The sequence below is a fragment of the Streptomyces sp. HUAS CB01 genome, assembly GCF_030406905.1.
GTDB classification, from domain to species: Bacteria; Actinomycetota; Actinomycetes; order Streptomycetales; family Streptomycetaceae; genus Streptomyces; species Streptomyces chengbuensis.
On record NZ_CP129137.1, the window covers coordinates 7,730,895 to 7,754,389 of the forward strand.

At 73.7% G+C, this 23,495-nt stretch carries 26 protein-coding genes; 15 read left to right on the forward strand and 11 right to left on the reverse strand.

The window, feature by feature from the left end; translation table 11 throughout:
- Positions 1 to 41: 41 nt before the first annotated feature.
- From QRN89_RS33855 to QRN89_RS33865, 3 genes are all read right to left on the reverse strand, one after another.
- Positions 42 to 647 carry a TIGR04222 domain-containing membrane protein gene (locus QRN89_RS33855; protein WP_290353224.1) on the reverse strand — a complete coding sequence of 202 codons (606 nt, stop codon included), beginning with the start codon at positions 645 to 647 and terminating at the stop codon, positions 42 to 44.
- A 61-nt stretch (positions 648 to 708) separates the two neighbouring features.
- Positions 709 to 1,422, reverse strand: a complete 714-nt coding sequence (locus QRN89_RS33860) for a hypothetical protein (RefSeq protein ID WP_290353225.1) — start codon at positions 1,420 to 1,422, stop codon at positions 709 to 711.
- Between the two features lie 229 nt (positions 1,423 to 1,651).
- Positions 1,652 to 1,873 carry a hypothetical protein gene (locus QRN89_RS33865; RefSeq protein WP_290353226.1) on the reverse strand — a complete coding sequence of 74 codons (222 nt, stop codon included), beginning with the start codon at positions 1,871 to 1,873 and terminating at the stop codon, positions 1,652 to 1,654.
- A gap of 134 nt (positions 1,874 to 2,007) precedes the next feature.
- Here QRN89_RS33865 and QRN89_RS33870 point away from each other — a divergent pair, with 134 nt between their 5' ends.
- The gene (locus tag QRN89_RS33870; RefSeq protein ID WP_290353227.1) at positions 2,008 to 2,844 is read left to right on the forward strand and encodes an alpha/beta fold hydrolase; all 837 of its coding nucleotides are present in this window, start codon (positions 2,008 to 2,010) and stop codon (positions 2,842 to 2,844) included.
- Between the two features lie 230 nt (positions 2,845 to 3,074).
- The gene (locus QRN89_RS33875; protein ID WP_290353228.1) at positions 3,075 to 4,397 is read left to right on the forward strand and encodes a PP2C family protein-serine/threonine phosphatase; all 1,323 of its coding nucleotides are present in this window, start codon (positions 3,075 to 3,077) and stop codon (positions 4,395 to 4,397) included.
- Positions 4,398 to 4,663: 266 nt separating this feature from the next.
- On the opposite strand, the gene QRN89_RS33880 is transcribed toward QRN89_RS33875, so the two are convergent.
- On the reverse strand, positions 4,664 to 5,116 hold the full coding sequence (locus QRN89_RS33880; RefSeq protein ID WP_390702122.1) for an ATP-binding protein: 453 nt from the start codon (positions 5,114 to 5,116) through the stop codon (positions 4,664 to 4,666).
- 593 nt (positions 5,117 to 5,709) lie between these two features.
- On the opposite strand from QRN89_RS33880, the gene QRN89_RS33885 reads away from it, so the two are divergent.
- The 4 genes from QRN89_RS33885 to QRN89_RS33900 all read left to right on the forward strand — a co-directional run bounded on the left by QRN89_RS33885 (position 5,710) and on the right by QRN89_RS33900 (position 8,966).
- Positions 5,710 to 6,615 (forward strand): SigB/SigF/SigG family RNA polymerase sigma factor, encoded by a 906-nt coding sequence (locus QRN89_RS33885; protein WP_390702123.1) that lies wholly within the window; start codon positions 5,710 to 5,712, stop codon positions 6,613 to 6,615.
- 157 nt (positions 6,616 to 6,772) lie between these two features.
- Complete coding sequence (locus QRN89_RS33890; RefSeq protein WP_290353230.1) at positions 6,773 to 7,720, forward strand: helix-turn-helix transcriptional regulator; 948 nt, start codon at positions 6,773 to 6,775, stop codon at positions 7,718 to 7,720.
- 333 nt (positions 7,721 to 8,053) lie between these two features.
- On the forward strand, positions 8,054 to 8,512 hold the full coding sequence (locus QRN89_RS33895; protein ID WP_290353231.1) for a hypothetical protein: 459 nt from the start codon (positions 8,054 to 8,056) through the stop codon (positions 8,510 to 8,512).
- 94 nt (positions 8,513 to 8,606) lie between these two features.
- Positions 8,607 to 8,966, forward strand: coding sequence for a hypothetical protein (locus tag QRN89_RS33900; RefSeq protein WP_290353232.1), 360 nt, complete (start codon positions 8,607 to 8,609; stop codon positions 8,964 to 8,966).
- A gap of 46 nt (positions 8,967 to 9,012) precedes the next feature.
- Here QRN89_RS33900 and QRN89_RS33905 read toward each other — a convergent pair whose 3' ends face one another.
- Positions 9,013 to 9,879 (reverse strand): DMT family transporter, encoded by an 867-nt coding sequence (locus QRN89_RS33905; protein ID WP_290353233.1) that lies wholly within the window; start codon positions 9,877 to 9,879, stop codon positions 9,013 to 9,015.
- A gap of 311 nt (positions 9,880 to 10,190) precedes the next feature.
- On the opposite strand from QRN89_RS33905, the gene QRN89_RS33910 reads away from it, so the two are divergent.
- The 5 genes from QRN89_RS33910 to QRN89_RS33930 all read left to right on the forward strand — a co-directional run bounded on the left by QRN89_RS33910 (position 10,191) and on the right by QRN89_RS33930 (position 13,806).
- The gene (locus QRN89_RS33910; protein WP_290353234.1) at positions 10,191 to 10,838 is read left to right on the forward strand and encodes a helix-turn-helix transcriptional regulator; all 648 of its coding nucleotides are present in this window, start codon (positions 10,191 to 10,193) and stop codon (positions 10,836 to 10,838) included.
- Complete coding sequence (locus tag QRN89_RS33915) at positions 10,835 to 11,968, forward strand: aminotransferase class I/II-fold pyridoxal phosphate-dependent enzyme (RefSeq protein ID WP_290353235.1); 1,134 nt, start codon at positions 10,835 to 10,837, stop codon at positions 11,966 to 11,968. Before QRN89_RS33910 ends, QRN89_RS33915 begins: the two co-directional genes overlap by 4 nt.
- Before the next feature lie 97 nt (positions 11,969 to 12,065).
- Complete coding sequence (locus tag QRN89_RS33920) at positions 12,066 to 12,323, forward strand: Rossmann-fold NAD(P)-binding domain-containing protein (RefSeq protein ID WP_290353236.1); 258 nt, start codon at positions 12,066 to 12,068, stop codon at positions 12,321 to 12,323.
- A gap of 439 nt (positions 12,324 to 12,762) precedes the next feature.
- Positions 12,763 to 13,089, forward strand: a complete 327-nt coding sequence (locus QRN89_RS33925) for a plasmid stabilization protein (RefSeq protein WP_290353237.1) — start codon at positions 12,763 to 12,765, stop codon at positions 13,087 to 13,089.
- A gap of 411 nt (positions 13,090 to 13,500) precedes the next feature.
- Positions 13,501 to 13,806, forward strand: a complete 306-nt coding sequence (locus tag QRN89_RS33930; RefSeq protein WP_290353238.1) for a hypothetical protein — start codon at positions 13,501 to 13,503, stop codon at positions 13,804 to 13,806.
- Between the two features lie 45 nt (positions 13,807 to 13,851).
- Here the strand turns inward: QRN89_RS33930 and QRN89_RS33935 are convergent, their stop codons facing one another.
- The 3 genes from QRN89_RS33935 to QRN89_RS33945 all read right to left on the reverse strand — a co-directional run bounded on the left by QRN89_RS33935 (position 13,852) and on the right by QRN89_RS33945 (position 15,733).
- Positions 13,852 to 14,328 (reverse strand): hypothetical protein, encoded by a 477-nt coding sequence (locus QRN89_RS33935; RefSeq protein WP_290353239.1) that lies wholly within the window; start codon positions 14,326 to 14,328, stop codon positions 13,852 to 13,854.
- Positions 14,329 to 14,409: 81 nt separating this feature from the next.
- Positions 14,410 to 14,985, reverse strand: a complete 576-nt coding sequence (locus QRN89_RS33940; protein WP_290353241.1) for a GNAT family N-acetyltransferase — start codon at positions 14,983 to 14,985, stop codon at positions 14,410 to 14,412.
- Between the two features lie 589 nt (positions 14,986 to 15,574).
- Positions 15,575 to 15,733, reverse strand: a complete 159-nt coding sequence (locus QRN89_RS33945) for a hypothetical protein (RefSeq protein ID WP_290353242.1) — start codon at positions 15,731 to 15,733, stop codon at positions 15,575 to 15,577.
- Between the two features lie 691 nt (positions 15,734 to 16,424).
- Here QRN89_RS33945 and QRN89_RS33950 point away from each other — a divergent pair.
- A complete protein-coding gene (locus QRN89_RS33950) occupies positions 16,425 to 17,804 on the forward strand; it encodes an FAD-binding oxidoreductase (protein WP_290353243.1) in 1,380 nt (459 codons plus the stop codon).
- Between the two features lie 63 nt (positions 17,805 to 17,867).
- On the opposite strand, the gene QRN89_RS33955 is transcribed toward QRN89_RS33950, so the two are convergent.
- Positions 17,868 to 18,464 carry a dihydrofolate reductase family protein gene (locus QRN89_RS33955; RefSeq protein WP_290353244.1) on the reverse strand — a complete coding sequence of 199 codons (597 nt, stop codon included), beginning with the start codon at positions 18,462 to 18,464 and terminating at the stop codon, positions 17,868 to 17,870.
- Between the two features lie 170 nt (positions 18,465 to 18,634).
- Positions 18,635 to 18,868 (reverse strand): metallothionein, encoded by a 234-nt coding sequence (locus tag QRN89_RS33960; protein ID WP_093660046.1) that lies wholly within the window; start codon positions 18,866 to 18,868, stop codon positions 18,635 to 18,637.
- Between the two features lie 328 nt (positions 18,869 to 19,196).
- Here QRN89_RS33960 and QRN89_RS33965 point away from each other — a divergent pair, with 328 nt between their 5' ends.
- Positions 19,197 to 20,492, forward strand: a complete 1,296-nt coding sequence (locus QRN89_RS33965; protein ID WP_290353245.1) for an RCC1 domain-containing protein — start codon at positions 19,197 to 19,199, stop codon at positions 20,490 to 20,492.
- A gap of 140 nt (positions 20,493 to 20,632) precedes the next feature.
- A complete protein-coding gene (locus QRN89_RS33970) occupies positions 20,633 to 20,878 on the forward strand; it encodes a hypothetical protein (RefSeq protein WP_290353246.1) in 246 nt (81 codons plus the stop codon).
- A gap of 123 nt (positions 20,879 to 21,001) precedes the next feature.
- Here the strand turns inward: QRN89_RS33970 and QRN89_RS33975 are convergent, their stop codons facing one another.
- Positions 21,002 to 22,651, reverse strand: coding sequence for an FAD-binding oxidoreductase (locus tag QRN89_RS33975; RefSeq protein ID WP_290353247.1), 1,650 nt, complete (start codon positions 22,649 to 22,651; stop codon positions 21,002 to 21,004).
- A 59-nt stretch (positions 22,652 to 22,710) separates the two neighbouring features.
- On the opposite strand from QRN89_RS33975, the gene QRN89_RS33980 reads away from it, so the two are divergent.
- Entirely contained in the window at positions 22,711 to 23,400 is a 690-nt protein-coding gene (locus QRN89_RS33980) for a TetR/AcrR family transcriptional regulator (protein WP_290353248.1), read from the forward strand.
- The last annotated feature ends 95 nt before the right edge of the window (positions 23,401 to 23,495 follow it).

A 23,495-nucleotide genomic window follows, 5' to 3' on the forward strand; every position in this document is an offset into this window, starting at 1 on the left:
CCCCGGCGGACCCGGATCGCCGGACGTGCGCTCCGGCGGCGTCAGTCGCCCCCGCCGCCGCAGCCGAACCCGCCGCCCCCGCCGCCCGATCCCGTGTCGGAGCCGCCGTCGTGGCCCTGGTCGTAGCCCCTGCCCCAGTGCAGAGGGGAGTCCGCGAACCCGGTGGGCACGGGCCGCGCGTCCACGACGCCGCGCCGGACCGGGCCGGCGGGAAGGGCCGCGGGACCGTCGAAGACGTACCGCGGGAAGCCCGTGTCCTGCCGGGCCGCCTTCAGCCGTCGCCGGCCCTCCCGGGTCGGCCGGTGCCGTAGGCCGGTCACCAGCCCCAGGGACGCGAGTCCTTGCCCGATCCCCTCGATCTCCAGGGACCGCAGCAGGGCGGCGCGTACCTGCGCTGTGCTCCTGCTGCGGTCGCACATACCGAGCACCGCCCGCTCCAGCGGATGCCGGGCCTCCGCCTCCCCGTGAGCGGTGTCGGCCGCACGCACCCGGGAGGCGCGCATCAGCAGCCTGCCGCGCTCGCACAGCGCGATCACCACCGTGTCCGCGACCCGGCCGGGGCCGCCCGCGAGGAACGCGACCTCGTACAGGTCCAGTGACTCGGGTGTCCCCGCGGCCGCCGGTGCGGCCTCCCGGAACTTCCACATGCCGATCCCCCTTCCGGCGCCTCCTGCCGGAGTTGTCGCCGGGGGAGCGGGCGGACAATCCTCATCTCTCCGATTCAGAGGAATATTTGAGCTTTCGTCGGATATTCGGGCTCGGTCGCGCCGACGACCGCGGTCCGTCTGCCGCCACCGCCTCGGCGGGCGGGACGGAGGAGTGGGGGACGGTGACGCGGCCCGGGCCGGACCGGCCGTCAGGGAAGCGGATACCGGCGAGGAGCCGGCGGTGCAGCCCGTCGAGGTGCTTCCGGTTGTCCTCCGGCCCGAACGTCACCGCCTGGACGACGTGTCCGCCGGCGCCGATGAAGCGCGTGGCCCCCGCCATGTCGTCGCTGGACGACAGACGGGCGTCGAGCACCGGCCGGCCGTCGACCGTCGTGGCGCGGACGTCGGTGCTCCGCAGGGTCTCGCCGGACTCCCGCTCGTAGGCGTCGAGGAAGCCCTTCAGACCGGCCCGGAGATCCCGCGCCGCCCCTGGTGTGTCGAAGACGGCGAACCCGACGAACGCCTCGCCGGTCTCCACCCCGTACACCCGCCCGCTGACGGGTTCGCCGCCGACGGGCACGGACGTCTTCTCCTCCTCGGCCTCACCGGGCAGCTCGGCGGAGACGCCGCTGGGGGCGTCGGTGGCCGGTGTCCACTCCTCCACGGCGCCGGTGGCAGCCGGCACGGCATGAGCCGCCGTCGCGCGCGGCACCGCCGGGGGCGGCGGAGCGGCGGCCGGCAGCAGTACGCCGAGGGCCGAGAGGGACACCGTCACGAGGACCGCCCTCACCGCCGGCGCACCCCCCGGGGCTGCTGCTGCGGGCGCGGAGACCCTGAGCCGTGGCCGCGTACTGGATCGGTACGTCATCGAGGTCACTCCCCACGGCGGCGCCCGCGCGAGAGGGTCCCGGGCCAGGACGTGTCCGACGCGTGGCGCCGTCCGTCCGGAGGGCGGGGTGCGTGCCGGGCGGGACGTGTCCCACCGGCCCGGCCGCCCGGTGCCGTCACGGCGGTGACTCGGCCCACGACTGCGGGCCGCCGCCCCTCCACTCGATCAGCTCCGGGTCGTCGACCGCGGTGTCGGTTTCCGGCAGGTTCGCGCTGCGGAGGAACTCCAGCACGTCGAACAGGTCGTGTGCGGTGCCGACCGGCTCTCCTCGGATCGTCACCGGTCGGCCACCGCTCGGCTCGATCGGATGAACGATCACAGGCGGGTTCGGGCCCATGATCCCAGGGTCCATCCGGACCGGTCGGGACGCATCCGGACAACACCCGCACGGGTACGGGCCGGGCCCGGGGGCGCCGGGCGCCCTGGCACCGGGCACGCATCGCCCCGACCATGGAGGAGGAGGTGCCGCTCATGGGCGAACACGTCGAGGCCAACGGGGCGCGGTTCTGGGTGGAGCGCCGGGGCGAGGGCCCCGACGTCCTGCTGGTCGCGGGGCTGAGCGATCCGGCCGAGGCCTGGCAGGCGCAGCTCGACGGACTGTCCGACCGCTACCGGGTCACCGCCTTCGACAACCGGGGAGCCGGCCGGACACCGCTGCCCGAGGGGCCGCTGACGGTCCCGCTGATGGCCGACGACGCGGCGGCGCTGCTGGCGGCCCTCGGTGTGGAACGCGCCCATGTCGCCGGCTTCTCCGGCGGCAGCATGATCGCCCAGGAGCTGGCACTTCGCCACCCGGACCGGGTACGCAGCCTCGTCCTCGTCTCCGCCTGGGCGCGGCCGGACGCCTACTTCCGGACGATGACCCGGTTCTGGCACTGGCTGCCCGCACAGGCACCCGGTGAACGCGCCATGCTCGAGGCGTTCCTGCTGTGGGTGTACACCCCGCGCGCCCACGAGAACGGCATGGTGGACCGGATCATCGACGAGACGCTGGCCTTTCCCCACCCGCAGACCGCCGAGGCGTTCCAGCGCCAGCTCGACGCCTTCGCGGCGCACGAGACCCTCGACCGCCTGCCGGGGATCACCGCACCGACGCTCGTGCTGTCGGGGGAGTGCGACCTCGCCGCGCCTCCGCGGTTCGGCCGGGCCGTGGCCGACGCCATCCCGGGTGCGGACTTCGAGATGCTGTTCGGCGAGGCGCACCAGCCATTCCAGGAGTCGCCCGAGAAGTTCAACGCCCGGGTCGACGCGTTCTGGCAGGAGGTCGCCGGCCAGAGCACGGCGGCCGAGGAGACGGCCGGGCCCTGACCGTCCCGGTTTCCGGGGGTGGGGGCTGCGCCGCGACACGCGCGTCCGCACCTGGTCCGGGAACCCCGAAGGACAGCGCGGGCCCGTCCGGGCCCCCTGCGGACTGCGCCGCCAGGCGCAGCGGGCCGCCCTCCCGGACGGCGGGGAGTTCCCTCGGATCCCCGTCCTGCCTCGCCGGAGTCCTTCAGCGGGTCCGTGACAACACCCGGCGTTGGTGGAAGGTACAGCAGATGGACGAGTACGACGTGGACGCGGCGCTCCAGCAGGCGCTGGACCGGCTCACCCTGCTGGCCGACGTCAGTTCGGCGCTGGCCGCCACCATCGACGCCCGGGAGGGGCTGCGGCGCGTGTGCCGGATGCTGGCGCAGCGCATGGGTGACTGGTGCGCGATCGACGTGCTGACCGAGAGGGACGAGATCGCCAGGGTGTCCGCCACGCACAGGGGACCGGTCCTCCTGCACGGCGAGGAGAGCGAGGCTCCGCTGCCCAAGCCGCCACCGGACGCCACCGGTCCGCTGGCCCGGGTGCTGCGGGGCGCGGGCCCGTTCGTCCTCGGCGCGGGGGCGCTCCGTCCCCATGAGCGGATGAACGGCTGGGACCTCGGTCAGGCGCGGATCTTCGAGCAGCTGGACGTCAACAGCGCGATCACCGCTCCGCTGCGGGCCCGCCGCGAGGTGCTCGGGGCGCTCACGATCGCCCGCTGGGGTTCCCGGCCCGCCCTGAGCGACGACGACCTGATGCTCGTGGAGGACCTCTCGCACCGGGTGGGACTCGCCATCGACAACGCCCGGCTGCACCGCCAGACCGAGCACATCGCCGAGCGGCTCCAGCGCTCCCTCCTGCCGCCGCTCCCCGGCGCGGGGCCCCTGCGGATGGCCGCGCGCTACGCCCCCTCGCAGGCGACCGCGCAGGTCGGTGGGGACTGGTACGACAGCTTCGTGCTGCCCGACGGCGACACCGCAGTGATCATCGGTGACGTGGCCGGGCACGACCTGCAGTCCACGGTCGAGATGAGCCAACTGCGCAACATGCTGCGCGGCATCGCCTGCGACCGCCAGGAACCGCCGGGCGTGATCCTGCGGCGACTCGACCTCGCCTTGCACACCCTGTACCCGGAATTCACGGCCACCTGCGTCTACGCCCTCATCCAGGGCCCCGAAAGCGGCCCGTGGCAGCTGAACCACGCCTCCGCCGGTCACCCACCGCCCCTGCTCGTGACCCGCGACGGTGACACCCGCTACCTCCGGAACGCACGGGGCATGCTGCTCGGAGTGGACCCCGAGGGGACCCGCTCGAGTGCCTCCGAACCCCTTCCCGCGCATTCCACCCTCCTGCTCTACACCGACGGACTCGTCGAGCGACGCAGGGAGTCGATCGACCACGGCCTCACCCGCCTGCGGCAGCACGCCGCGGCCCTCGCGCGCCACACCCCCGACAGCTTCTGCGACGAACTCCTCACCGGCCTCGCCCCCACACCCACCGACGACGTGGCGCTCCTCGCCGTGCGCATGCCGGCGCCCACGGGGACTCCCGCCGGAGCCACCGGGGACTGAGGACGGCGGCGCGCGAGCCCTCCGGATGCACGTCGGCGCCGCCGGTCCGCCCCGGTGCGGCGGCGGGAGTCCGCCCCGGGGCGCCGAAGGGCATGTTCGCGCGGCAGAACGCGGGCAAAGGCGCGCTGCATGGCGGGATCGCCGCCCACGGCAGGCGCCGAACAGGGCCGTGGTGCGGGCGCCGCACGTCGAGACCCGGGGCCGCCGCTCGGCCACCGACCGGCGGGGCCACGAGCCGGTGGGCGGGCGGACCAGCGCGGACGGCCTCAGCGCCGGTCGGGCAGCGCGAGGCGGGCGGTGATGCGTTTGCCGACCGCGTGGCGCGTGATGTCGAGGGACTGGGCGACGGCCTCGACGATCTCCAGGCCGTGCTGACCGACCCGGTGCGGGTCGGCGGCGCGTGGGGTCGGCACGGTCGGCTCGCTGTCCCACACCATGACCTCCACCGCGGCGCGGGTGACGCGCAGTTCCATCAGGACCGGGCCGGGGGCGTACTTGCGGGCGTTGGTGACGAGCTCGCTGACGATCAGTTGCGTCAGGTCCACGGCGCGCGGCGACACGTCGAGACCGTGCTCGCTCCGCACCGTGCCGAGGAAGTCGACGGCGTGATGACGGGCCTGCGCGATGCATCCGTGGTCACCGCTCAGGGCGTAGCCGGCCTCCATCAGGAAGGCGTCCTCCGGTCGGCCCCGGTGGTCGGACTGAGGCGCCATCAGCATCGTCCTCCCGCTTTCCCCTCATCCGCATGTACCTGCCATGTTGTCATGTATGCACCCGTCGTGTGGTGCGGTAGGGCCTCCCGAGGCGTCCGGCAGGGGAGAGGGGCACCGTCAGGCGCCGCGGCAGCCCGTCCTCGGGCTGCGCGGCAACGGAGGCGGCGGCACCACCCCTGGGCCCGAGGGCCCGTCCCGCTCGGGGACCCGCTCTTCGCCGTTCCCGTCCTGATGACCGCGGTGACCCGGTCCCACGTCGTGCGCCACCGAGCCCTGCCGTGATCGCCTCCGGACCGTCCTGACACGGCGAGAGCCGGTAACGGGGCCCAGGTGGGCGCCGGACACCCCGCATGCCGAGGAACCGGTGGTGCGGCGGCCGTTCGCGCGGAATCCGCTCGTCTACCCCCTGCGTCCGAGGACACGCGCGTCGTCGCGGGGAAAGCGACGTTCTTTCGCCGCCTGGCTTGACCGGCTCACAAAGGGTTCGCTGTGCAGGCTGACGCCTCCGTACCCAGCGGGTCACGATGATCGAGGGCCAGGAGGTTCGCGCGGCCGATGAAACCCATCGGTCCGGTCAGTCAGGGGAGGAGCGCTTTCTCATGCCCGAGATCACCAGCCACCGTCACCGAGATCCTGTCCGAACCCACCGCGTTCACGCCGACCGAAGCGCCGGTGTCGTCCCCGGCCTTCCTGATCCGGGCCGCGCCACGCAGGTGTCCACCGGTGACGCACGAGAGCTCACCGTCCTCTTCTTCGACCGGCTGGGCGAACTGGAAGAGGGAACCAGGGAGTACCAGTACGTTCGCAACACCCTCGTGGAGATGAACCTCTCCCTGGTCAGGTTCGTGGCCAACCGGTTCCGCAACCGCGGCGGCGGGGAGATGGAGGACATCGTCCAGGTCGGGACCGTGGGGCTGATCAAGGCCATCGACCGGTTCGACCTCAGCCGCGAGGTCGCCTTCACCTCCTTCGCCATCCCGTACGTCCAGGGCGAGATCATGAGGTACTTCCGCGACACCTCCTGGGCCGTCCATGTGCCCCGCCGCCTCCAGGAACTGCGCGTCGCACTCGCCAGGGCCAGGGAGCACCTCGTCGCCGCTCTCGACCGCGAGCCGACGGTGCGGGACCTCGCCGAGCACCTCGGCCTGACCGAGGCCGAGGTCGACGAGGGCATCGTCGCCGCCGCCGGATACCGGGCCGGGTCGCTCGACACCCCGAACACCGACAGCGACGCCGAGCACGCCGCCCTGGCCGACGGCCGCTCCCACCCGGAGCAGATCGGCGTCGACGACCCCGGCATGCAGCTCATGGAGGACATCCGCGCCCTGGTGCCCCACATGGCCGAACTCGACGACCGCGAACGCACCATCCTGGAACTGCGTTTCGGCCAGGAGCTGACCCAGGCACGCATCGGCGCCGAACTCGGCATCTCCCAGATGCACGTCTCCCGCATCCTGACCCGCACGCTGACCAAGCTGCGCACGCACCTGCTCGCGGAGGACTGACCCCGACCGGCCCGGCCGTGCTCCCGAGCCGACCGCACCGCGAAGAGCGCGGTCGCGAACCGGGCGGTGTTCCGTCCCTTGCGCCGGGTAGGCGTAGCGCCGTACGAGGAAGGCCCCTCCGGGGTCGACGGGCATGGGGCGGCGGCGGGAGTGCTGAATGGACACGCTGTGCTTCGACAGCACGGACCTGGAGGAGACGGAGGCGTTCCTGTCCTCGGCGTACACGCCGATGACGATCGGCGGGCGGCCGCGGAACTCGCGCGCAAGCATCGTCCGCCACTCCGCCGGCGGCCTGACGGTGGACCAGCTGGCCTTCGACTACACCATGGCGTACGACGCCGGCTGCCTGAACCGGGTGTGCCTGGTCACCGTGCACCAGGGACACTTCGCGGACACCACCGGCGGGGGCGAGGAACTGTTCGGCCCCCAGGAGACGTTCCTGCTCGCCCCGCACGACCGCCCGTACCGGGGCGAGGTCCGTTCGGCCCGCTACACCCTCACCCTCTTCGATCCCTCGCTGCTGGGCGAAGTGGCCGGAACCGCAGACCGCTCCGGCGGAAGGGTGGAGCTGACCGGGCAGCGGGCGATCAGCCCGGCCGCGAACCGGCAGCTCGGCGCCACCGTCGCCTACCTGCGCGACCACGTCCTGGGCAGACCCGGGGCCGGTGCCGGCCCGCTGGTCGCGGCCACCGCGGCCCGCCACATGGCCGCAGTCGCCCTGGCAACCCTGCCCAACACCACTCTGGACGACGCACCCGAGCCGGTGGACCGCCGCGATGCCACCAGCGACACGCTGCGCCGGGCCGTCTCCTTCATCGAGGCCAACGCCCACCGCGACATCGGCCTCGCCGACATCGCCGCTTCCGTCCCCGTCACGCCGCGCGCCGTGCAGTACGCCTTCGCCCGACACGCCGAGACCACCCCGCTGTCCTTCCTCAAACGTGTCCGCCTCGCCCGCGCCCACGAGGACCTGCGCAGCGCCGACCCGCGCACCACCACCGTCACCGACATCGCCCTGCGGTGGGGATTCGCCCACCAGGGGCGCTTCGCCGCCGCCTACCGGGAGCTCTACGGCACCGCACCGTCGAAGACCCTGCACAGGTGACACCCGCCGCCTCCGTCGGAGCCGGTGCTCCGTGCACCGGATGCGCACCGTTCCGACCCGGCCGGACGCCGGGGGAGCGCTGCTCCCGGCGGTGCCGGCGCTGCGTTTCAGCTCGCCGGGGCGCCGTGCACGCCGAACTCGTCGATCGGGCAGCCCCACGCGGTCCTGCGCTGGACCCCCTGCATGCAGAACCTTGCGTCACCGGGCGGTTGGGCCTCCGGCCGTGTGCGGTCCTGTCGATCGGCGGGGTACGCCGGGAGGAGCGAGGGCCGGGGCATTGCGCGTGGAAAAACCAGTGGCCGCGCGGGCGGGCGGCGCCTACCGTCCCGTGCGATGGACATCGTCTTCCGCAAGCTGCCGGACAACCGGCACGACATCCTCGTACGGGACCGGCGCGGCCCCGACGTCCGGCTGCCCGCGCAGCCGACCGGCCCCACCCTGCCGCACGACCTGGTCCACGCCGCCGTCGAGCGGACGCTCGGCATCACCGACGGCTTCTGGGGCGCCATGGCCGATGGCGCCACCTTCCAGGGGTTCGAACCGGTCGCCCCGGGCAGGCACCGCCGCTCGGGCCTGAAGGTGCTGCGCCGCAAGGGGGACCGGGTCATGGCCGCCGAGATGACCGTCAACTGGGCCTATCGCGTCTGGTCCGGCCTCCCCACCGAGGGCCGCGGCATCGGCCGTGCCCCCCTCGACGACGACGCCCTCGCCCGTACCGGCCCCGCGCTCGACGAGGCCTCTGCCCGCTGGCAGGCCGTCGCGGAGGGCGACAGCCTCATCTGGCACTGGTGACCGGTTCGTGCCGTTGCCCCGAGTGGACGATCCTGGTGGCGAGTGGCGAGTGGCGAGTGGCGAGTGGCGAGTGGCGAGTGGCGAGAGGCGGGTCATGGCGGTGCAGGGTGAGCCGGTGGCGGACTCCTGCGGCCGTCCCCGGTCGGCGGACGGGCCGCGCGGCGGCGCGCCCCGCACCTACTGGGAGCACCGCGGCCCGAGGACCTGGAGCGAGGTCACCGTGCGCGTCCGCTACGGCGACGTGACGGGGGAACCGGCGCCCGCCTTCCCGCTCGTCCGCACCGCCCGGCGCGCCCCGCGGAACGTCCTCGTGGAACGCGCGGACGGCACCGGGGCGGTGAAGCCGGTCCGGCTGCTGCGGCGGGAGCATCCCCGCCCGCGCGGTGACCGCGAGCCTCGGCGGGGGTGCCCGGGAGGTCCGGCCGGAGGCGGACGTCCCGCGCCCCGCCGCTGAGCGCCGGGAGCCGCGATCCCCCGAACACGCGCAAGGGCCGACCCGTTCAGCCCAGGGCGATCAGTACGACCGCGACGCCCGTGCACAGCAGCCCCGCGATCTGGACGGCGGTGGGGCGTTCGTGGAGGAACACGATCGCCAGGACCACCGGGACCGCGGGGTACAGGGAGGCCAGGACCGTTGCCAGCGCCAGCAACTGGTGGAGGGCGGCGGCCTGGTAGAGCACGAGGGCGACCGCGCCCATCGAGCCCACCGCCAGTGCCGGGAGGACGAACCCGCGGGGCAGGCGGAGCGTCGCACCGGCCGCCCGGGCCATGAGGGCGATCGTGAGCGTGGCCACGACGCGGGCGGTCAGGATCGGCCAGAGGCCCGCGGCCGGGTCGATCCGGGAGATCGCCAGGAACTGCACCGCGAAGCCGACACCGGCGAGGAGCCCGTACCGTGCCCCGGCCGCGGTCCCCGAGTCCTCGGGCCGGTCGCTGCGGGACACCAGCCAGAGTGCGGGGAGCGCCGCCGCGACGCCGAGCCAGGCGAGCGGGCTCGGCCGGTCACCGAGGACCACGACGCCGACGAGCACTGGCAGCGCGACTCCCGCGACATTGCTGAGCGGGGCGACCACGCTCATCTGACCGGCCGCCAGCCCCCGGTACAGACAGGCCACACCGATGCCGGTGCCCACTCCCGAGACCGCACCCCAACCCAGGGCGCCGGCGGTGATGTGCGGGGCCGACAGGAGCGGCGCGTCCACACCCGCCGCCCGCGTCACGACCACCACGGCGAGCATCAGGACGATCCCGCCGAGCTGCCCGAACGCCGCGACGGCGTAGCTGTCCGCCCGTCTGGCCAGCAGTCCGCTGAGGAAGTGCACGAGCCCGAACAAGAAGGCGGCGACCAGCGCGAACAGTTCCGGCATCCACGTCCTCCCGGCGGCTGTCCGGCCCGCGCACCGGTTGCCGGCCGGGGAACGGCCGTTGCTGCCGCCCGCTCGCTCTGCCGCACCGTCGGGACCGGCTCCCGGCCCGCGCGGACACCGCACACCCTAGCGCCGGGCAGGCGTTCTCCCCCGGCGCCGGACCGCCGCGCGGCCGGGGCGTCCGGGCGTTGCGTACGGCCGACCTCTGGTCTGGACATTCCGTCCAGCCTGGACGTACAGTCCAGAGAGAGGCCGCGGACTCGGGAGCGGCAGACACGGACCGCGCAGGCAGGGAGACGGAGGCCGCACTCATGCCGGCAGGAGAACACCCGGACCCCCGCGTCCGTACGTGGTCGCCCGTGTGCCTGGCCGTGGCTCGGCTCCTCGGTCCCTACGCCGAGGTGGTCCTGCACGACCCGGGCACGGACAGCGTGCTGGCCATCTGGAACCCCATGAACGGCCGCAAGGCGGGGGACCCGTCGATGCTCGGGGAACTGGACGCACTCGAGCCCGCCGCGCAGGACGTCTTCGGCCCTTACGAGAAGCTCCTCGCCGACGGACGCCGGCTCTCCTCGGTCAGCGCGGTGCTGCGCGGCGACGACGGCGATGCCTCGGCCGTCCTCTGCGTCAATCTCGACCGCACTCCGCTGGAGCGGGCCGCCGCCCTGCTGAGCTCCTTCGGCGCCCCCGTCGTGGAGCGCCCCGAGCCGCTCTTCGAGCAGGACTGGGCCGATCGCGTCCAGCACGTCGTCGGCACCTACGTACGGGAGTGCGGCCGCCCGGTCGAGCGCCTGACCCGGCAGGACCGGCTCGCGGTTCTGGGACGGCTGGACGAGGCGAAGGTGTTCGGCGTCCGCCGCGCCGTGCCCGTCGTGGCCGGGGCGCTCCGCGTGTCGCGCTCCACCGTCTACGACCTCCTGGCCGAACACCGAACCCCCGGCACGAAGGACCCCGCATGACCCGGCTGCCCGATTTCCGACTCGAGACCTTCTTCTCCCGCTGGGAGTTCGCGGCACGCCACCACCTCACCGCCTCCGACGCCCAGAGCATGGCGCTCGGTGAACTCCTCGCCCTCGCCGACGACGAGGACCGCGCCGCCTTCGAGAACCTGCATCTCGGCTACACCGAGACGTACGGCGACCCCGGCCTGCGCGAGGCCGTCGCCGCCACCTACGAACGGGCGGACGCGGCCGATGTGCTGTGCTTCGCCGGCGCCGAAGAGGCTCTGTACCTGGCCATGAACGTCCTGCTCGGGCCGGACGACCATGCCGTGGTGATCACCCCCAACTACCAGGCCGCCGAGACGGTCCCGCTCGCCCTCTGCGAGGTCACCGGCGTCGCGCTCGACGCCGATCGCGACTGGGCCCTGGACCTGGACGCCGTGGCCGCCGCACTGCGCCCCGAGACCCGCGTCGTCTCGGTCAACTTCCCCAACAACCCCACCGGGAAGGTCGTCGACACCGGGACCTTCACCGCCCTCGCGCGGCTGTGCGACGAACGCGGCATCCACCTCTTCAGCGACGAGGTCTACCGCGGCCTCGAACGCGACCCCGCCCGCACCCTCCCGCAGGCCGCCGATCTGTCCGCACACGCACTGTCGCTCAACGTGACCTCCAAGGCCCTCGGACTGCCCGGGCTGCGGATCGGCTGGATCACCTGCCGTGACCGCGCCCTGCTGTCCCGGCTGGAACGGGCCAAGCACTACACCACGATCTGCAACTCCGCCCCCAGCGAGGTCCTGGCCCGGATCGCGATCAAGGCCAGGGAGACGATCCTCGGCCGCAACCGCGCCCTGATCGAGCGGAACCTGCCCGCGTTCGACTCCTTCTTCGCCGAGTTCCCCGACGCGTTCGACTGGAAGGCACCCGACGGCGGCTGCGTCGCCTACCCCCGTTATCTCGGCCCGGAAGGAGTCGAGGAGTTCTGCGGCCGTCTCCTCGACGAGGCCGGCGTCCTCCTGCTGCCCGCGAGCATCTACCGCTCGGAACTCACCGCCGCGCCCGCCGACCGCTTCCGCATCGGAGTCGGCCGCCGCGGCGCGGAGCAGGCCCTGGACGCCTTCGCCCGGTGGATGAAGGCCCGACGATGACCGCTCTGCCCGTCCTCCCCCGCGGACGTGACCGCTGCCGCGGCGACTGGACGGGGTACGCGAGGCCCTGATCCCCCATGCGCGGGGCGACACGGCCGTGCCGGCACCCCCGCATCCGGAGTTCCCCGAGGCCGGCGGCGACTGCCACGTCACGGCCGGACGGCTGACCGTCGGCGGCACCTTCACCGTCAAGATCGCCACGCAGTTCCACCGCAACGCCGACCGCGGTCTGCCCGCGCACCACGGCCTGGCGTGCCTCCTCGACGCCCGTACCGGACGGCCACGCGCGATCCTCGACGACGACGGGCCGCTTCCGCCCTGCGCACCGCCCCGTCGGCCGCCGCCACTGCCGTGAACTCCTCGACGAGGAGTCGATGCGGGCCTCTCGACGCCTCCGCACCAGGCCCTCGCGAACCGTCCTCGTCGTCAGTCCTCGCCGCGCAAGATGTTCCACTCCGGGTCCCCCTCGGCTCGTTCACGCGTCTCCGGGCTGCCCGACTCCACGATCGTCTCGACCGACCGAGGCGGCCCGATGACTGCCTCGGGCGGAGAGCCGGGACCCACGTCGGGGCGTCGGAGCTGAGCGCCCCGGGCACGTTCAGCCGGGTCCGGACGGTCCGATGCCGGCCCCGGCCTGCCCCCGACTCGCCGCGTCCGGGCGCGTCGTCCGCCCTGCACGGCGTGCTCCCGGTGGCGGGCGGCGCAACGAGGGTTGAAGCTCGCACCGGGGGAACACGCCGGGATGAGAGCCCCTGGCACCGGGCTCCGACCGTGATCCACCGAAGGAGTACGTCATGCCTGCCGGATCCAGCCCCAAGCGGGAGCGCCAGTACGAACACATCAAGGAAAGCGCCCAGAAGCGCGGCGCGTCGGCCTCGCGCGCCAAGGAGATCGCGGCGCGCACGGTCAACAAGGAGCGGGCACGCGCGGGGGAGTCCAAGAGCGCGAGCAAGACGTCCACCCAGGACCGCAAGTCGGCCTCGCAGCGCGGTGGCGAGCGGTCCCACCAGGGCGCGCAGGGGCCGACCAAGGACCAGCTCTACGAAGAGGCCAAGAAGAAGAACATCGAGGGACGCTCCTCGATGAACAAGGACGAGCTGCGCCGTGCACTCGGCCGCTGACGACTCCGGCGGGATGCCGTCGCACCTTGTCTCCGCGCGGGTCCTCCTTGCCTGGCGATCGCCGCCCTCCTGCGACCAGGCGGGCGGTGATCAGTGCCGTCGGGCGGCTGCCCGCCGCCCGCCGTACGCTCGAAGGGGTCCGGGTGAGGTGTGTGACGGCCCTCGCCCGGGCGCCCGCCGCGACTCCACCATGGCGCCGGCAGGCAACATGTGGCATCCCTCCACCCGGCGCTCCTCGGACGGCCGTGCGGCGTCCGCAGCGCCCCCCGCTCGGCCGCACGGCGTGCCTCGCGCCGTCCTGAATCTCACGGAGTGCGAATGCGCCGAGGGGGAACCCGCTGGACCGAGCGGCCCGGAGGGCCGGGGAAGCGCTCGGCAGAAGCCGGGCGGGGACGAGGAACTGGGGGCGGAGTGCCGAAGGAGAAGGAACTGTCGGCGCGCGAGATCGCGGTGCTGGACCAGATCGAAGCCGGCTTGCGCACGGAGCGGCCGGGCCGGAGGAGCTCCGTCGGGCGCGAGGTGCTCGTCGTGGCCGCGGTGGCGACGGCCACGCTGGCCGGTGTGCTCTTCCTGTGGGCCGCCGCCACCCGGTCGTCCGAGATCGGGCTGGCCGCCGTGGGCGTGTGGGTGACCGCCGTGCTGCTGGTCTCCCGGCGCCTGGGGCACGGCCCGGGCGCGCTGCGGCGCTCGGGGCTCTTCCCGTACCGGCCGTGGTGACGACCGGGCCCGAGCGCGGGGGACGGACCCAGCGGTCCCGCGACGTCAGTCGTCGAGCGGGAGGACGTCCGGCACCTGGGTGCGCAGGAGCTGACCGTCCGCGCGGACGTTGCACTCGTTGATCGTGCGGGAGACCTCCCGGACGAAGCCGGTCCTGCTGTGCAGCCGCAGCGTCACCGTCACCTCGCCCAGCCCCCGGCGCGGCCCGTCCGCCTCGGTGAAGGAGCGGTACAGGGTGTTGGGCCAGCGGCTGGAGTCGTCGTCCTGCCAGAGCCGCACGGCCGGGTCGCTGAACCGGCAGGGCTGGCCGCCGTGCGGCTCCTGCAGCAGCGAATGGCTCAGGGGCAGCGTGCCGAGGAGCGGGACCAGCCGGGAGCGCAGTTCCCGGTTCTCGATGAAGCGGTACTGCTGCCACTTCCTGCCGGCGGGCACGGTCATGCGCAGCGTGACGAGCAGGAAGGGATGCCCGTCCGAGGACGACTCCGGGGAATCCGGACGCCATTGCGGCCATGATGTCGACAAGGCCACCGTTGCCTTTCCCCCGCCTTCTCGGCCGTAGCGCCGCCCCTGTTCGGTCTCCACTGCTCGGATTATGTCATCCCGTCATGTCCGTGAGACCGGCCGATCCGGGTCCGCCGCCCGCCATTCCGGGGCGAGCACCGACCAGATCTCCATGTCGTGCCGCTTCCCCCGGTACGGGTAACTCTCGCGCAGGACCCCCTCCTTGGTCATCCCCAGCCGTCCGGCCACCGCGATACTCGGCTCGTTGTCCGACGACACCCACCACTCGACGCGGTGGATGCCCCGCTCCCTGACGGCCCAGTCGATGAGCACCCGGGCGGCCCGGGTGACGAGCCCGCGGCCCACGGCTGACGGCTCCAGCCAGCAGCCCGCCTCGGCGGTGCCCTCCGCGACGTCCATGGTCCGCAGGATCACGGCGCCCACCAGTTCGCCGTCCAGCCGGATGCCGCAGATCCGGCCCGTGTCGGCCGCGGTCTTCTCCGCGTACGCCCGCAGGAACGCCCTGCTCGACTCCAGGTCCGTGACGACGTCCGGCAGCCCGTTGAACCGGCCGATGAAGTCCCGCCCCCGGTCGATGTGGGCCAGGAACTCCTCGGCCTGCCACGGCTCCAGGGGCCCGAGCTCCGCGCCGTCGTCACCCAGGGATATCGCGTACATCGTCACCTTCCACCGCCGGAACGGGCACCTGCCAGGGGATCTTCGCACGGCCGGCATCGCGGCGGGCCCGGACGGGTGCGACGGGGCCCTCGCCCCGATCCGGCCGGTCACCGCGAAGACGCCGCGGGGATCGCGCCGGGGAGGGGTACGCCCGGCGGCCGTCCTGGGACGCGGGCCCGGAAGAGGATGCGCGCGCCAGTCCCGCGCGAACGCCGGAGGCGGTCCCTCTCCGGAGACGAGGACCACGACCGGCAGGTCGCGGGCCGCACGGGCGAGGGCGCCCGGTGCGGTGCCTGCGTCGTGACCCGAGGGCGGGCGGGAGGCGCAGCCGGCGCGGACCGCGGCCCGGACGGACTCCTCGCCCGCGACGACGAACGGCGGCCCGCAGGTCGGCGACCCGGCCGAAGGCGACCGCGTCGCCGTGGAGCCGGTCCGTGACTCCGGCCAGCAGCCGGTACAAGGCGTCCAGCGGAATCCTGAGGGTGATCGCCGCATCGGCACCCTGACGCCGGGCAGGTGCGGGACGGTCCGCACGGGATCCTCGTGGATGTGGTCGACGACGACATCTGCGGCCGAAGCGGCTCGCCGGTTAGGCGTAGGGCACCGACTCCACGGCGAGGACGGGACCGGTACCGCGCAGCCGGCAGCCGATGGCCGCGGACAGCGCACGGCCCCGGGCGGACACTGCGACGGTCTCACCGAACGCGAGTTCCGCGTGCTCGGCGGGGACGAACCCCGTCGACAGCATGTCCGTCGCACAGCGTGTCTGACGGCCGATCAGATTGCCTTTAATCGGCGCCGGATTGGCCGGCGCGCGCTGCGCACCACGTATTCTCCGCCAGATTTCCGTCGGCCTGTACGGTGAAAACGGCACCACCCGTGGGGCCGTCCGCCGCACTGCGACGAAGCCGCGCTGGGAGACTCGCACCGGAAACAGGGGGGGCACCCCCCTCACGGCCACGCGCTCCCCCGACCGTCGACCGCCGAACCGGGGTAACGCCCACCGCCTCATAGCTCCGGTCACACCGGGGGCAACCTGCATCGCCCCCCTCGCGGTGTGCACGTCGGACGTGCCCGCCATCGCCGCGGTGGTCCGGGCGGCCTCGTCGGGGCCCGGTTCGGGTATCGGTTCGTCGATACGGCGACTTCGCCGACCCGCTCCAGCACGAATGCCTTCATGATCTGTGACCGCCTCCGGGTGATTCCGGGCCGCGGATTCCCACGGGGGCGGGGTAAAGTGGGAACGTATGCGCTGCTTTGGGCGGAGTGCCCGGCGGAGTTCCGGGTGGAATTGCCGGCGGAATTAACGGCGGAGTCAACGGCGGAAATGCGGGCGGAATTCCCGGGGGCGCGCCCGGCCGACGCCGGCCGTTCGCGGTCCGCATTCCGTTTTCAGCTTCGTCCGCAGCCGCACCCCGCGCAAGGTCCTGGAGTCCGCGATGCGTGAACAGAGGCAGACCGGAGCCGTCGAGGGGACGATCGTCCGGCGGGGCGACGACGGTTACGAGGCACTCCGCACCGCGATGGTGTGGAACGGCCGGAAACCCGATCGCTTCCCCGAACTCATCGTCCGCGCCGCGTCCGAGCGCGACGTACCCGCCGCCGTGCGGCTCGCCCGCTCCCTCGGCCTGCGGATCGCCGTACGGTCCGCGGGCCACAGCTGGTGCGGGTCGCCCGTGCGCTCCGACAGCATGCTGCTCGATCTCTCCGCGCTCCGCCGGTACACGATCGACCCCGGAGCCGCTACCGCCCACGTCCAGCCCGCCGTCACCGGACGCGCACTGGCCCCGGCACTCGCCGGGGCGGGCCTGGCCTTTCCCGTCGCGCACTGCGGCACGGTCGCCGTCGGCGGATACCTTCTCGGCGGCGGACTCGGCTGGAACTCCGGCGCGCTCGGCCCGGCCTGTCACAGCGTCGAGGAGATCGAGGCCGTCACCGCGGACGGCGAGACCGTGCGCTGCAACGAGCGGGAGAACTCCGACCTGTTCTGGGCCGCGCGCGGCGCCGGCCCCGGCTTCTTCGCCGCCGTCACCGGCTTCCGTCTGCGTCTGCACCCCGCGCCCGGGACCATCACGACGACCACGTACGCCTTCCCCCTCGCGGACGTCGACGCGGTCTGCCAGTGGGCGACCGAGATCTCGCACGAGCTCGAACCGACGGTGGAACTCGCCCTCACCCTCGCGACGGCCGCCCCGTTCATGACGGACGCGACACCCCGCCCGAAGGTCGTCACCGTCGCGGCGACCGCCTTCGCCGCCGACCTCGAGCACGCCGCCGACGCCCTGCGCCCGCTCGGGCACTGCCCGTTCGCCGACGGCGCCGTCCACCACCGGGAACCCCGGGAGACGTCCTTCGCCGACCTCTACGAGACCGCGGACGGCCTCTGGCCGCCCCGGCTGCGCTACGCCGCCGACACCCTGTGGTCCGACGCCGAACTCGCCGCCCTGCTCTCCCGGCTCGGCGACGCGATGCGGGAGGCTCCCTCCGACCGGTCACTCGTCCTCGCGCCGTTCGCCCCCGCCTCGCACGACGGCGACCTGCTCCGCGACATGGCCTTCTCGGTGCTCGGCGAGACGTACGCCGTCCCCTGCGCCGTCTGGGACGGCACTTCCGGGGACGAGGCGAACATCCGATGGCTGCGCGACGCCATGGCCTCCGTGGAACCACTGGGCACCGGCCACTACATCGCCGAGGCGGACCTCACCGCCGATCCGGCCCGGGCCGAGCGCTCGTTCAGGGCGAACGACTGGGAGCGGCTGCAGAGCCTCAGGGCGCGCCACGACCCGGACGGGCTGTTCCACGGCTACCTGACGCCGTGACCGGCCCGGCCTCCCCGGACGGGAGACGGCCGGGCCCGACCGGCTCCGCCCGGCCGACGAGGGCTACTCCCCGGCGGCGGGCCGGTAGACGCACACCTGCGCCCCCGTGCCGCTGGTGACCGCGGAGACCAGCTCCAGGGTGTGCTTGCCGCCGTCCTCGGGGAAGATCGTCTTCCCGCCGCCGAGCAGCACCGGCATGATGATCAGCCGGAGTTCGTCGACCAGACCCTCGCCGATGAGGGTGCGCGCCAGGGTCGGGCTGCCCATGACGAGCAGATCGCCGCCCTCGGAGTCGCGAAGTTCCCCGATCCGGGCGACGGCCTCGTCGCCCGGGATGCGCCTGGTGTTGTGCCACGTCAGCTTGTCCTCGCCCAGCGTCTGCGACACGACGTACTTGGGGAGCGCGTTCATCCTGTCGGCGAACGGGTCCCCGGCCCGCTCCGGCCATGCGCCCGCCATCGTCTGCCAGGTACGGCGCCCGAACAGCAGTCCATCCGCACCTCTCAGCGCCTCGTCGAACGCACCGCCCACCGTCTCCGGGTCGAAGAAGGGGTGCGTCCAGCCGCCGTGGGCGAAGCCGCCGTCGGTGTCCTCCTCGGGGCCACCCGGTGCCTGCACGACGCCGTCCAGGCTGATGAACTCGGTGATCACGATGCGCATGGGAGGTGCTCCTCTTCTCGCTCCGGCGGACTACGGCAAAGGAGACGGTGCGCAGCGCGAAAAGTCATCGCGTGCCCTCGGCCCCACAGGGGTGACGTGGAGCACACTAGTGGCGTGGACGGGAGCTCCGCGCCCCGGGCGGAGCGCCCGCCGGAGCCGTGCGGCGCAGTTCAGGCGTGGTCGGCGAGTTCCGCGACGCCCTTCTGACGGGCGCAGTGCGCACAGCAGTAGAACTGCCCGTCGGCCTGCAGCCCGTGACCGAGGATCCGGCACTGGCAGTTCTCGCAGATCGGTGCCATCCGCTGGGCCGCGCACTCGATGCTGTCGAACGTGTGGACCGCTCCCGCGGCATGCACCTCGAACGACATCTCGTAGTCGTTGCCGCAGACTTCGCACTTGGCCATGGCTGTGCCCTTCGAGCTCCGGGGGTACGTGCCTGGAACGTAGCGAGCGGGCCCTCCCGGACCCGCCGACACGGACGCACGCACGGCCGACGGGCCTACACGCACCACCCGCCCGGCCCCACCCGCCCGCGGCGCCGGCGCGGACGTGATGCCCGGCGCACCCCGGAACGTTCGTGTGGTGCGCGCCCCCGACCGGGCACCGGGACGCGGGTCCCGCACGTGTCGTACCGGACCGCACGGGGGCGACTGGTATGCCTGTGACTGGTTTCTTCAGCTTTCGTACCGCCGGGGAGGCGGTGGGGCGGGACCGGACGAGAGGGTAAGTGTCATGGGTGAAGCGCATCCTCCGGCCCGCGGCGCCGCGGGGCGTACCGGTACGGTGCTGGCCGCCGCGTTGGTGGCGACGCTGGCCTGGACGCCCGGTGCGTACGCGGCCGATCCGTTCGGCGGGGGCGGCGGCGCCTTCGCGCAGGCGTGGGGCGACAACGAGGACGGCCAGCTCGGCACCGGCGACAACGCCGACAGCACGGTGCCCGTCGCCGTTCCGGAACCGGGCGGGATCAGAAGCCTCGCCGCCGGGTTCGAGCACAGTCTGGCGCTGCTGAAGGACGGCACCGTCTGGGCCTGGGGGGACAACGACAACGGTCAGTTGGGCAACGGCACCGAGACCGACAGCAACGTCCCCGTCCGGGTCCTCGGCCTCACGGGTGTGAAGGCCGTCGCCGCGGGCGACGACTTCAGTCTGGCGCTGCTGCGGAACGGCACCGTCTGGGCCTGGGGGGACAACGACAACGGTCAGTTGGGCAACGGCACGCTCGCCGACAGGTCGCTTCCCGGACAGGTGCAGAACCTCTCCGGTGTGAAGGTCCTCTCCGGCGGCGACGACCACGCGGTCGTGCTGCTGCGGGACGGCACGGTCCGGGCGTGGGGCGACAACGACAACGGCCAGCTGGGCAACGGCACATTCGACGACAGCACCATCCCCGTCCAGGTGCAGGGCATCACCCGGGCCCGTGCGGTGGCCGCGGGCGGCGACCACAGCCTGGCGGTGGCGCGGGAGGGCCGGGTGTGGGCCTGGGGCGACAACTTCTCCGGGCAGCTCGGCAACGGCACCAACATCGACAGCACGACTCCGGTGGAGGTGCAGTCGCTCACCGGTGTGAAGGCGGTCGCGGCGGGCCTCGGCCACAGCCTCGCGCTGGCCGGCGACGGCACCGTGCGGGCCTGGGGCGACAACGCCTCGGGGCAGCTCGGCAACGGCAGCACGACCGACAGCACCGTCCCCGTGCAGGTCCAGGGGCTCACCGGGGTGACGGTCATCGCCACCGCCGAGGACCACAACCTGGCCCTGACGTCCTCGTGCGGCTGCGGCGACGCCGGCCGTCCGAGCCCGTTGTCCTGCCGCTGCGACGACGGGACCGACGGGGCCCTCGGCAGCGGGGAGGACGATCCCGGGGACGAGCCGGACGGCCCCGGGAGCGTCGTCCACACCTGGGGCGAGAACGGCGAAGGGCAGCTCGGCAACGGGGCCACCGCCGACAGCAGCGTGCCCGTGTCGGTCGCCACCACGATCAGGAAGGCCACCCTCATCGCGGCCGGCGGCGAACACAGCCTCGCGGGCTGAGCCTGGCCGTCGAGGCGCCGCGAGCGCCCCCTCGTGCCCGTGCCGGTCTCCCCCGGGGAGACCGGCACGGTCGTCTCCCGGTCGCCGTGGGCCGGGCCCGGCCCACGGCGACCGGCTCCGCCGGAGGTACCCTCCCTCGCATGAGCAGCCGTCCCCGTCGTCGTGCACGGCCCCCGCAGGTCGGGGAACCCCCACCCCCCGCCGACCTGGCGCACGACGGAGCGCTGCAGATCACCGAGACCGACTGCGAACGCTGCGGCACCCGTCTGTCCGGCCTCAACGGCCGTTACGCGTGCGGTGTGTGCGGATGGACGAACCCGTGGAACGACGGGCACCACGATCTGCCGAGCGCCGAGGAGGACCCCGACTACCCGCGCCGGCGGTAGTGCGCGGACCCGCTCCACCGGGACCGCCCTCACGGCCCGCCCCGGGCCGGAGCCGATCCCCGGCGGGCCCGCACGGAGGCGGTCCTGACCCGTGCCTGCACGTCCGCGCCCCGGCGGGACCGTTCAGACCGGGACGTGGCCCTCCCGGGCTGCCCCCGGCCGGGGAGCGGGGTCGAGCAGCACGCCCGGGTTGAGGATCCCCGCAGGGTCCAGGGCCTGTTTCGCGGCCCGCAGGGCGAGCGCGAACGGCCCGGGACGCTGCCGGTCGTAGCCGGGCCGGTGGTCGCGCCCGACGGCGTGGTGGTGGGTGACGGTCGCGCCGAGGTCGCCGAGCACCTGGGTCGCGGCCGACTTGATGTCGTCCCACACGGCGACCTCGCTGCCGCGCCGCGCCGCGACGACGACCGTGAAGTACGGTGCGGCGCCGTCCGGGTAGACGTGCGTCAGACGGCAGTTGACCATGGCCTCGGCGCCGGTCGTCTTCCTCACCGTCGCCCCGAGTTCGCGGCGCACGGTGTCGACGAGCAGGGGGAGCCGGTCCCAGGTGCAGGCGGTCTCGAAGGTCTCGCTGATCACGCTCATCCGGGCGAGCGCGTCGCGCAGATACGGCATGCGCAGGAACGCGGACCGCCAGGCACCCGCCGCCGCGTCGCCGCCCTCCCGGCCGGCGGGGGCCGGTACACCGCCGTGGTCCCGGGCGAGCCCGACGAGTTCGGCGAGCCGTCCGTCGACGGGCAGCACGGCCGACTCCACACCGAGGACGAGCGCGCTCCGGCCGCCCTCGGCCACCCGGGCCAGGGCCGCCTCCCCGGGGTCGAGCAGCCGGCAGTTGGCGGGGTGCAGTCCGGACTGGGAGATCGCCCGCACCGCGTGGAGCGCCCGGTCGAAGTCGTCGAAGAACACGGTGGCCGAAGCCTTGTGCCGAGGGCGGTCCTGCAGCCGCATCCACGCCTCGGTGATCACTCCCAGTGCGCCCTCGGAACCCAGGAAGAGACGGTCCGGCGAAGGGCCCGCGCCCGAACCGGGGACTCTCAGGGACTCGTTCACCCCCGCCGGAGTCACCACGCGCAGCGACTCCACGAGATCGTCGATGTGGGTGTGCAGTGTGGCGTAGTGGCCGCCCGCCCGGGTGGCGAGCCAGCCGCCGAGCGTGGAGAACTCGAAGCTCTGCGGGAAGTGGCGCAGCGTCAGCCCGTGCGGCCGGAGCACGTCCTCCAGGGCGGGACCGAGGACACCGGCCTGGATCCGTGCGGCACGGCTCACCCGGTCGACCTCCAGCACCCGGTCCAGCCCGGTCAGGTCCATCGACACCACGCCCCGGTGCGCCCCGGCCCGGTACTCGACACCGCCGACGACCGAACTCCCCGCCCCGTAGGGCACGACGGCCACATCCGCGCCCGACGCCCAGTCGAGGACGTCCGTGACCTCCCGCTCGGTCCGGGGGCGGGCCACCAGATCGGGCGCGGGCCGCAGATCGCCGTACAGGGCGCGCACGACGTCGCGGTACGCCTTCCCGTACGTGTGGCCCGCCCGTTCCCGCGGTGCGTCCGACATGAGGTGTCCGAGCGCGGGCGGCGGGGCGACACGCGACGGGGGCAGCTCCAGGTCCCCGACGGCGGGCACCGGGAGCGGGGTCTGCGCCGCGCCGGGCACCAGCGCGCCGAGGTCCGTGCACTCGCCGTCCGGCAGGGCCTTGTCCTCGGTGCCCCAGCCCCACCAGGAGCGACGGGGCGAGGAGCCGGTGGCCGAGGAGGAGGGGCTGAGCCGATCCATCGATCTTCCCTCTCAGTAATTTACCGCAGGGTAATTTACCGCAACGTATAGTCCTGGCCATGGGAACGGCAAGAGGCCCGGCGGCCCCCTCTTCCGGGGCGGGACGCAACGGGCGCATCGCGGGGACGAGAAGCGACGGCCGCACCGCCGGGACGAAGGGCGTCCCGCGTGCCCGCCGCGAGGAACAGATCGTCGCCGCGGCGACGGAGGAGTTCGGCCGCAGTGGTCACGCCACCGCGTCCATGGCGGCGATCGCCCGGCGCGTGGGTGTCACCAAGCCGATGCTCTACACGTACTTCGGCTCCAAGGACGGCCTCTATCTGGCGTGTCTGGAACGTGTCGCCGGCCGTCTGCTCACCGCGATCGAGGACGCCATGACCGGGGGCCGCCCACCCTCCGGCGCGCCGCTCGCCCACGCGGTCCTCACCGCGCTCTTCACCACCCTGGAGGACGAGCGGCACGCGTGGTTCGTGCTCTACGACCGGACGCTCCCACCCGGTTCGGAACTCCGGTCGGCCGCGCAGCACCACCGGGCCGCGGTCGACGACCTCGCGGCCGAGGGCACGGCGGCGCTGCTGCGTCGAGGAGGCAACGCGGACCCGCTCGACGCGGACGCCCTCAAACACGTGTGGACCGGCACTGTGAGCGCCCTCGTGGGGTGGTGGATCGCGCACCCGGAGCAGTCCGCCGAGGACATGGGCGCCCGGTGCGCCCGACTGCTCGCGGCGATCAGCGACGGCGCGTCCTGAGCCCGGGCCGGGCGGGAACGGGCAGCCGTCCGCCGTCCCGGCCCCGCGCCCGCCCCACCCTGAACGCCCGCCGGGCCGGCACGCTTCGCGTGTGC

Bases quoted from the DNA above. Each gene is read 5' to 3' on its own strand.
- QRN89_RS33855 (WP_290353224.1), bottom strand. From the start codon at position 647: ATGTGGAAGTTCCGGGAGGCCGCACCGGCGGCCGCGGGGACACCCGAG.
- QRN89_RS33865 (WP_290353226.1), bottom strand. From the start codon at position 1,873: ATGGGCCCGAACCCGCCTGTGATCGTTCATCCGATCGAGCCGAGCGGT.
- QRN89_RS33870 (WP_290353227.1), top strand. From the start codon at position 2,008: ATGGGCGAACACGTCGAGGCCAACGGGGCGCGGTTCTGGGTGGAGCGC.
- QRN89_RS33875 (WP_290353228.1), top strand. From the start codon at position 3,075: ATGGACGAGTACGACGTGGACGCGGCGCTCCAGCAGGCGCTGGACCGG.
- QRN89_RS33880 (WP_390702122.1), bottom strand. From the start codon at position 5,116: ATGCTGATGGCGCCTCAGTCCGACCACCGGGGCCGACCGGAGGACGCC.
- QRN89_RS33885 (WP_390702123.1), top strand. From the start codon at position 5,710: ATGCCCGAGATCACCAGCCACCGTCACCGAGATCCTGTCCGAACCCAC.
- QRN89_RS33890 (WP_290353230.1), top strand. From the start codon at position 6,773: ATGGACACGCTGTGCTTCGACAGCACGGACCTGGAGGAGACGGAGGCG.
- QRN89_RS33895 (WP_290353231.1), top strand. From the start codon at position 8,054: ATGGACATCGTCTTCCGCAAGCTGCCGGACAACCGGCACGACATCCTC.
- QRN89_RS33900 (WP_290353232.1), top strand. From the start codon at position 8,607: ATGGCGGTGCAGGGTGAGCCGGTGGCGGACTCCTGCGGCCGTCCCCGG.
- QRN89_RS33905 (WP_290353233.1), bottom strand. From the start codon at position 9,879: ATGCCGGAACTGTTCGCGCTGGTCGCCGCCTTCTTGTTCGGGCTCGTG.
- QRN89_RS33910 (WP_290353234.1), top strand. From the start codon at position 10,191: ATGCCGGCAGGAGAACACCCGGACCCCCGCGTCCGTACGTGGTCGCCC.
- QRN89_RS33915 (WP_290353235.1), top strand. From the start codon at position 10,835: ATGACCCGGCTGCCCGATTTCCGACTCGAGACCTTCTTCTCCCGCTGG.
- QRN89_RS33925 (WP_290353237.1), top strand. From the start codon at position 12,763: ATGCCTGCCGGATCCAGCCCCAAGCGGGAGCGCCAGTACGAACACATC.
- QRN89_RS33940 (WP_290353241.1), bottom strand. From the start codon at position 14,985: ATGTACGCGATATCCCTGGGTGACGACGGCGCGGAGCTCGGGCCCCTG.
- QRN89_RS33945 (WP_290353242.1), bottom strand. From the start codon at position 15,733: ATGCTGTCGACGGGGTTCGTCCCCGCCGAGCACGCGGAACTCGCGTTC.
- QRN89_RS33950 (WP_290353243.1), top strand. From the start codon at position 16,425: ATGCGTGAACAGAGGCAGACCGGAGCCGTCGAGGGGACGATCGTCCGG.
- QRN89_RS33955 (WP_290353244.1), bottom strand. From the start codon at position 18,464: ATGCGCATCGTGATCACCGAGTTCATCAGCCTGGACGGCGTCGTGCAG.
- QRN89_RS33960 (WP_093660046.1), bottom strand. From the start codon at position 18,868: ATGGCCAAGTGCGAAGTCTGCGGCAACGACTACGAGATGTCGTTCGAG.
- QRN89_RS33965 (WP_290353245.1), top strand. From the start codon at position 19,197: ATGGGTGAAGCGCATCCTCCGGCCCGCGGCGCCGCGGGGCGTACCGGT.
- QRN89_RS33970 (WP_290353246.1), top strand. From the start codon at position 20,633: ATGAGCAGCCGTCCCCGTCGTCGTGCACGGCCCCCGCAGGTCGGGGAA.
- QRN89_RS33975 (WP_290353247.1), bottom strand. From the start codon at position 22,651: ATGGATCGGCTCAGCCCCTCCTCCTCGGCCACCGGCTCCTCGCCCCGT.
- QRN89_RS33980 (WP_290353248.1), top strand. From the start codon at position 22,711: ATGGGAACGGCAAGAGGCCCGGCGGCCCCCTCTTCCGGGGCGGGACGC.